Origin of the sequence: Gelidibacter sp. (genome assembly GCF_035515035.1) — a bacterium.
Taxonomy (GTDB): domain Bacteria; phylum Bacteroidota; class Bacteroidia; order Flavobacteriales; family Flavobacteriaceae; genus Gelidibacter.
Genome location: NZ_DATJCA010000077.1, coordinates 24148 through 30582, shown reverse-complemented (window position 1 = coordinate 30582; position 6435 = coordinate 24148). Strand labels below are relative to the sequence as shown.

The 6435-nt window shown below is 40.2% G+C and carries 4 protein-coding genes; all 4 read right to left on the bottom strand.

The features are described from left to right. Positions 1–127: 127 nt before the first annotated feature. From VLZ86_RS06195 to VLZ86_RS06180, 4 genes are read right to left on the bottom strand one after another with little or no spacing between them, the layout of a single operon-like run. Positions 128–1546 carry an efflux transporter outer membrane subunit gene (locus tag VLZ86_RS06195; RefSeq protein ID WP_325449772.1) on the bottom strand — a complete coding sequence of 473 codons (1419 nt, stop codon included), beginning with the start codon at positions 1544–1546 and terminating at the stop codon, positions 128–130. Continuing rightward, on the bottom strand, positions 1530–4727 hold the full coding sequence (locus VLZ86_RS06190) for an efflux RND transporter permease subunit (protein WP_325449771.1): 3198 nt from the start codon (positions 4725–4727) through the stop codon (positions 1530–1532). The genes VLZ86_RS06195 and VLZ86_RS06190 overlap by 17 nt, the downstream gene beginning before the upstream one ends. A gap of 19 nt (positions 4728–4746) precedes the next feature. After that, entirely contained in the window at positions 4747–5871 is a 1125-nt protein-coding gene (locus VLZ86_RS06185; RefSeq protein WP_325449770.1) for an efflux RND transporter periplasmic adaptor subunit, read from the bottom strand. Positions 5872–5874: 3 nt separating this feature from the next. Continuing rightward, entirely contained in the window at positions 5875–6375 is a 501-nt protein-coding gene (locus VLZ86_RS06180; protein WP_325449769.1) for a transcriptional regulator, read from the bottom strand. Positions 6376–6435: the final 60 nt, after the last annotated feature.

Here is a 6435-nt window from a genome sequence, read left to right as displayed (position 1 = left end):
AAATGATGTTTTGGCAACGATATAAACGAAGTGCTTTTTAGAAAACTTTCTATCTCCTATAATTTTTTAATGAAAAAAAAGAAGACCCAGTTACCCAAGTCTTCTTTATTAATTTATTATTAACGGTCTACTTCCAGCCACCGCCAAGAGCCTCGTACAGCTCAACGATTGTCAACAATTGTTGTAATTTACTATCAATTACATTCAACTCCGAGTTTAGGGCACTTTGTCTGGTGATCAATAAATCTAAATAGTTGGCAAATCCGCTTTTTAACAGTTCTGAAGAATTTCTTTCAGCATTTCTCAAGGCCTCAACTTCCAGAAGTCTGAATTCAAATTTCCTGGTCTCCGCATTGTAGGCATATAAGGCATTGGATACCTCATTTCCTGCAATTAATAACGACCGTTTAAATTCTAAAAGGGCTTGCTCTTGCTGTGCGTCAGCTACTTCCTTTTGCGTTCTTAATTTACGCTGGTTAAAGATAGGTTGCGCCAATCCACCAACGATATTTGCAAATAACGAATTGGTATTCAATAACTGATCCAATTCTAAACTTTGAAAACCTCCAGCGGCTGAAATGGTCAGTGAGGGATAGAAGCTACTTCGTGCCACATTGGTCATTTCAAATGCGCGAACGAGGTTATATTCCGCGGCTATGACATCGGGTCTATTTCTCAACAAGGTGGTGGGCACACCTAATTTTAAGTCGGATTGTAATCTTTGATCGTCTAGAACGCCGCGTGCATACTTTTGAGGTTGTTGCCCCAATAGGATACTCATCACGTTTTCAGTTTGAAAAATTGCGGTTTCTAAATCTACTACCAAGGCTCTAGCTTGGTTATATTGGGCAATATTTTGATCTACGGCTACTTGGTTGACATTTCCCGCGTCCTTTAGAGCTTGTATGGTACTCACACTAGAATCTCTAACAATCACGGTTTTTTTGGTAATTTCCAATTGGGCATCCAAAGCTAGCAATTGGTAATAAGTTGCAGCAATATCAGACACCAAACGTGATTTTACCGCTTGATGAGCGGCAATAATTCGTAGATAATCGGCTTCAGAAGCACGTTTGTTACTTCTTATTTTTCCCCAGATATCAGCCTCCCAAGATAAACTTGCAGTCAAATCAAATTGATCTGAAGATCGGCTCGACAAGAAAGAACCTAATTGGCTATTTTTTGACATCTCTTGATGGGTCACTGAAGCATTTCCGTTTATGGAAGGGAAAAATGCTGCCTTTCCTTGTTTTACATACGCTTCTGCCGCTAAAACTTGTTGCATCGCCACACGGATGTCGATGTTGTTTTGCAGGCCTTCTTCAATATACTGGACCAAATACGGATCGGTGAACAGTTCTTTCCAGGACAAATCGGCCATGGAAAGTGTATCTGTTGGTAAGGCATCCGTTCTGAACAGATTTTGGGTTTCTTCAACTTGTGGTCGGTCATAGTCTTTTGCTACAAAACAACTTTGAAGGGAGAATGCTGAAACGGTCAGCATTGCCATATATTTAAATGTGCGAGTTTTAAGCATTGTTATCATGATTTTGATCGTCGTTAAGTTCTAATGTTTGTTGATTGGCTTCCGCTTCAAGTTCTAATACACGTTGTGGTGCTCCTGATATTTTCTCCTGTAACCATTGGAAAAACATGAACAGAATTGGAATGACAAACACCCCAAGAACAGTTCCTATCAATACGCCCCCTACAGCTCCAGTTCCAATGGATCGGTTTCCAGCAGCACCTACACCACTTGCAAAAACCAATGGCGATAATCCGAAGATAAAGGCAAAAGAGGTCATCAAAATAGGTCTTAAACGCGCTTCAGCGCCATGGACAGCGGCGGCGAGGATGGATTCACCTCTACGTCTTCTTTGCAGTGCAAATTCCACGATCAAGATGGCATTCTTCGCCAAGAGACCTAGTAACATAATCAAAGCAATCTGGAAATAGATATTATTCTGTAATCCGGTAAGCTGCGTTGTGAAATAGGCTCCAAAGACCCCTAAAGGTAAAGATAGAAGTACAGAGAAAGGAATTAAATAACTTTCGTACTGGGCGGCCAACAAGAAATAAACAAACACTAACGACAATATAAAAATAGTTGTGGTTTGGTTTCCTGCGTTCACTTCCTCACGTGTTAATCCAGAATACGCGGTGGTATAATTGGCAGGTAAGCTTTGAGACACTTCATCTACTGCTTTAATGGCATCACCAGAACTAAAACCAGGAGCTATGGCCGCATTTAAGGTTACTGAATTAAACAAGTTAAATCGCGTAACAGACTGTGGTCCATAAACTCTTTCTAAGTTGACAAACGTTGTTATAGGGGTCATTTCTCCTGTTCCGGTACGGACATAAAGTTTGCCCAGATCACTCGCTTCTGCACGGTCTTGGGGAAGAGCTTGTACATAAACACGGTATTGCTTTCCAAATCTGGAGAAATCTGCCGCAAAAATACTTCCGATATATCCTTGGAGTGTTGAAAAGATATCACTAATAGGAACGCCTAATTCTTTGGCCAATTCTGCATTGAGTTCAATCTCATACTGCGGATATTTGGTGTTGAATGAGGATTGTGCATATTGAATTTCTGGACGTTGCGAAAGTTTATTGGCAAAATCCTGAGTGACTTTATCAAGGTCGGTAAAGCTTCCACCGGAACGGTCCAATAAGTTCACTTCAATACCAGCCGAGTTTCCGAATCCTGGAATACTTGGGGGTGAAAAGAAGATGATATTGGCCTCAGGAATCTGTGCTGCAGCACCAAACATTTGGCCGGTAATACTTTGTGCACTAAGAGACTCGTCTTTACGGTCATCCATGTCATCTAATCGGATAAAGCCCAATCCAAAGTTGCTACCTGCACCTCCCAAAAAGCTACTTCCTTCAATGAGTGATCCGCCTTTAACTCCAGGGATTGCGATTAACTTTTTATATAGATCGGCATTTACCTGGTGGGTTCTGTCAATTGACGATCCTGGAGGAAGTTCAACGTTCACGAATACGATTCCTCTATCTTCATCGGGAACAAAGCCGGTTGGTAACACCGAAGAAGACCACCATATAGCGCCCACCGAGATGGCAAGAACCACTACGGTAATCCATTTGTGTTTGTATAGAAAATGAACCGATTTTCCGTATCTATTGACCGTGGCATCAAATCCTCTGTTAAAGCCATCAAAGAAGCGACCAAGAAAACCTTTCTTCTTTTTATTTTGTTTATCGTCATGGCCTTTTAGAAATAGGGCACATAATGCAGGACTCAGGGTTAAGGCATTAACCGCCGAAATTATAATGGCCACAATAAGGGTCACACCAAACTGTTCGTAAAAGACTCCGGTTGGTCCTTGTATAAAGGTTACCGGAACGAATACAGCCGCCATTACTAAGGTAATGGAAATAATTGCCCCAGTAATATCGTCCATGGCGTCTACGGTTGCCTTTTTAGGATCGGTTTCTCCTTCATCAATCTTAGCGTGCACCGCTTCAACCACCACAATGGCATCATCCACCACAATACCAATGGCCAATACCAAGGCGAAAAGGGTTAACAGGTTAATGGAGTATCCGAAGAGATTCAAGAAGAAAAAGGTACCAATAATGGACACCGGAACTGCAATAGCAGGAATTAAAGTGGATCTAAAATCCTGCAAGAAGATAAAAACCACCAAGAAAACGAGCAAAAATGCCTCTGCTAAAGTGGTGACCACTTTTTCTATGGAGGCGTTTAAGAATGTATTGGTATTGTAAGGAATAAAAATCTCGACGCCTTTAGGTAAATCGGCTTTGATTTCTTCCAGTTTTTTCTCAATTTCAATAATAATATCACGCGCATTGGAACCTTTGGTTTGGAAAATACCCATGTTTACCGCTGGTAATCCATTGGTGATGGAGCCTCCTGCATAGGACTGTGAGCCCAATTCAATATCCGCCACATCAGAGAGTTTTAGAAACTGCCCGTTACCCAAAGCTTTGATAATAATATCACTATACTGTGCTTCAGTTTTAAAACGTCCGCCATATTTAATTACATAACTAAAAGCTTCCCCGTCATTTTCTCCCAAAGAACCTGCGGCAGCCTCTAAACTTTGTTCACGTAATGCCGCTGTAACATCTGTAGGAATTAATCCGTAGGCTGCCATTTTTTCTGGACGCAGCCAAATACGCATGGCGTAATCTTTGACTCCAAACACATTCACATCACCTACACCATCAACCCTTTGTAATTCTGGAATGACGTTTATTTTTAAGTAATTCTGTATAAATGTAGCGTCATAATCAGGATTGGTACTGTAAAAGGAGGTAAACATCAAGGCACTGGTTTGCTGCTTAGAGGTGGTCACACCGGTTTGCAAAACTGCTTGTGGCAGTTGCGGATTGGCACGAGCCACTCGGTTTTGGACGTTTACTGCTGCAATATCAGGATCGACGTCCTGATCAAAAAACACCGTAATGGTGGCACTTCCTGTATTGGAAGCACTGGAGGTAATGTAAGTCATTCCTTCCACGCCGTTGATTTGTTCTTCTATGGGAATGATGACACTTTCCAAGATGGTTTCAGCATTTGCACCAGGATAATTGGCGTTAACTGAAATAGTTGGGGGTGCAATATCAGGATATTGCGTAATAGGCAATGCGGTAAGACCAAGAATACCCAAAATCACGATGATGATGGAGACGACCGTTGATAGTACTGGTCTTTCTATAAACATTTTTATCATAACTTCTTATCTTACTTTATTATCTGAATACTTTCTCAATAGGTTTTGCAATAGTATCAAAAGGAACTTCCATAGGTTTAATTTGTGTATCGCCTCTTAACTTTGCAACCCCTTTCGCAACTATTTTATCACCTACTTTAAGGCCTTCAGAAACTACGTAAACGTTGTTAACATCAGCTAAAACTGAGATTCGCGTGGAAACAGCCATGTCATCCTCAGCTAACTTATAAACATAATAACTGCCTTGCTGCTCATAAGTAGACTCTTTAGGAACCACCACCACATCCGTATAGGTTTTAGGAACCCTGATCTTTCCACTGTTACCATTGGTCAACAATCTTGAATCATTATTGAAAACAGCACGAAACGATATAGTTCCCGTGTTAGCGTTTACTTGAGAGTTAATGGTTTCAATAGTGCCTTCTTGATCATATATGCTTCCATTGGCCAAAATCAAAGTGACTTTAGGGAAATTTTTAATTTTTTCTTTTATATTTTCACCTTTTGCATTTTGAATAAAATCAAGATATTCACTTTCATTCATTGAGAAATATGCATAGACCTCACTAATGTCAGAAACCGTAGTCAAAGGTTCCGGACCTGTAGGACTAACTAAAGATCCTTTACGAAGTCGGATAGAACCAACATAGCCATCTACTGGGCTTTTTATGTTTGCGTAGTCAATGTTGGCACCAATACTGTTATAAGCACTTTGGGCCTGCAGTAATTTTGCCTTTGCAGTTTCTAACTGAACGCTACTGATAATGTTTTTCTCCACCAAAGGTTTTAACTTGTCCACTTCCACTTGGGCCGCATTAACATTTGCTTTTGCTCCCGCAGCATCTTGACTAAGGGTTTGGGTTTCTAATTTGAAAAGGGTTTGTCCTTTTCTTACTTTCTGACCTTCGTCCACTAAAACATCTGTAATATATCCTGAAATCTTTGGTCTCACTTCACTGTTATTCACGCCTTCTATACTCGTTGGATAAGTGGTATATCCTGTTACCGTTTTTTGAGGAATTGTAGTCACCTGAAATGGCATAGGTCCTTGTGGTCCTTGGGGTGCTTGTTCTTTCTCTCCACAGCTCATGAAAAGAGCTATAAAACTAAGGGAGATAACTAATGGGAGTTTAATTGTTTTCATTGATTACAGTTTAGTGTTTTTTTCTAGAATTTTTGATTTTAATGTGGATACTGATTTGGTGACTTCATCTAAAAATTCGATGTAATTGTCATGAAAGTCCAAGTTGAATTTTGAAGCATAATCGCTATTTATTTGATTGGTCCTTTCTTTATAGTCTCTAATTTCTAAATGCAGTTCTTTTTGGAGAATCCAAGATTCTGTCAAGGCATCAATACTTTGAACGATGCTATCTTCATTAATGATGTAGTACTTTTTCCGATCGCCAGTTTTAGTAAAATAAAGTATTCTCTTTAAATCGGTTAAATGGTTCAAATGTGTAGAAATAGTGCTCTTACTGGCACAGAGATCCCTAACTAAATCTTCGAATGTTGTTCCGGACTTCCCGGTCAAAATGATATAAGATAAAATGCGGGCAGCCACAGGAGCAAGTTGCTCTTTCTTCTCCATGAAGACGCCCAATCTTTCGACCAAGTCCTCCTTGTCATTTCGAATTTTGCTTACCATATTTATAATTTTTTTGCAAAGATAAGTGAGGTTCGGAACAATCCGAACCAATCGAAGTTA

Bases quoted from the DNA above. Each gene is read 5' to 3' on its own strand.
- VLZ86_RS06185 (WP_325449770.1), bottom strand. From the start codon at position 5,871: ATGAAAACAATTAAACTCCCATTAGTTATCTCCCTTAGTTTTATAGCT.
- VLZ86_RS06190 (WP_325449771.1), bottom strand. From the start codon at position 4,727: ATGATAAAAATGTTTATAGAAAGACCAGTACTATCAACGGTCGTCTCC.
- VLZ86_RS06180 (WP_325449769.1), bottom strand. From the start codon at position 6,375: ATGGTAAGCAAAATTCGAAATGACAAGGAGGACTTGGTCGAAAGATTG.
- VLZ86_RS06195 (WP_325449772.1), bottom strand. From the start codon at position 1,546: ATGATAACAATGCTTAAAACTCGCACATTTAAATATATGGCAATGCTG.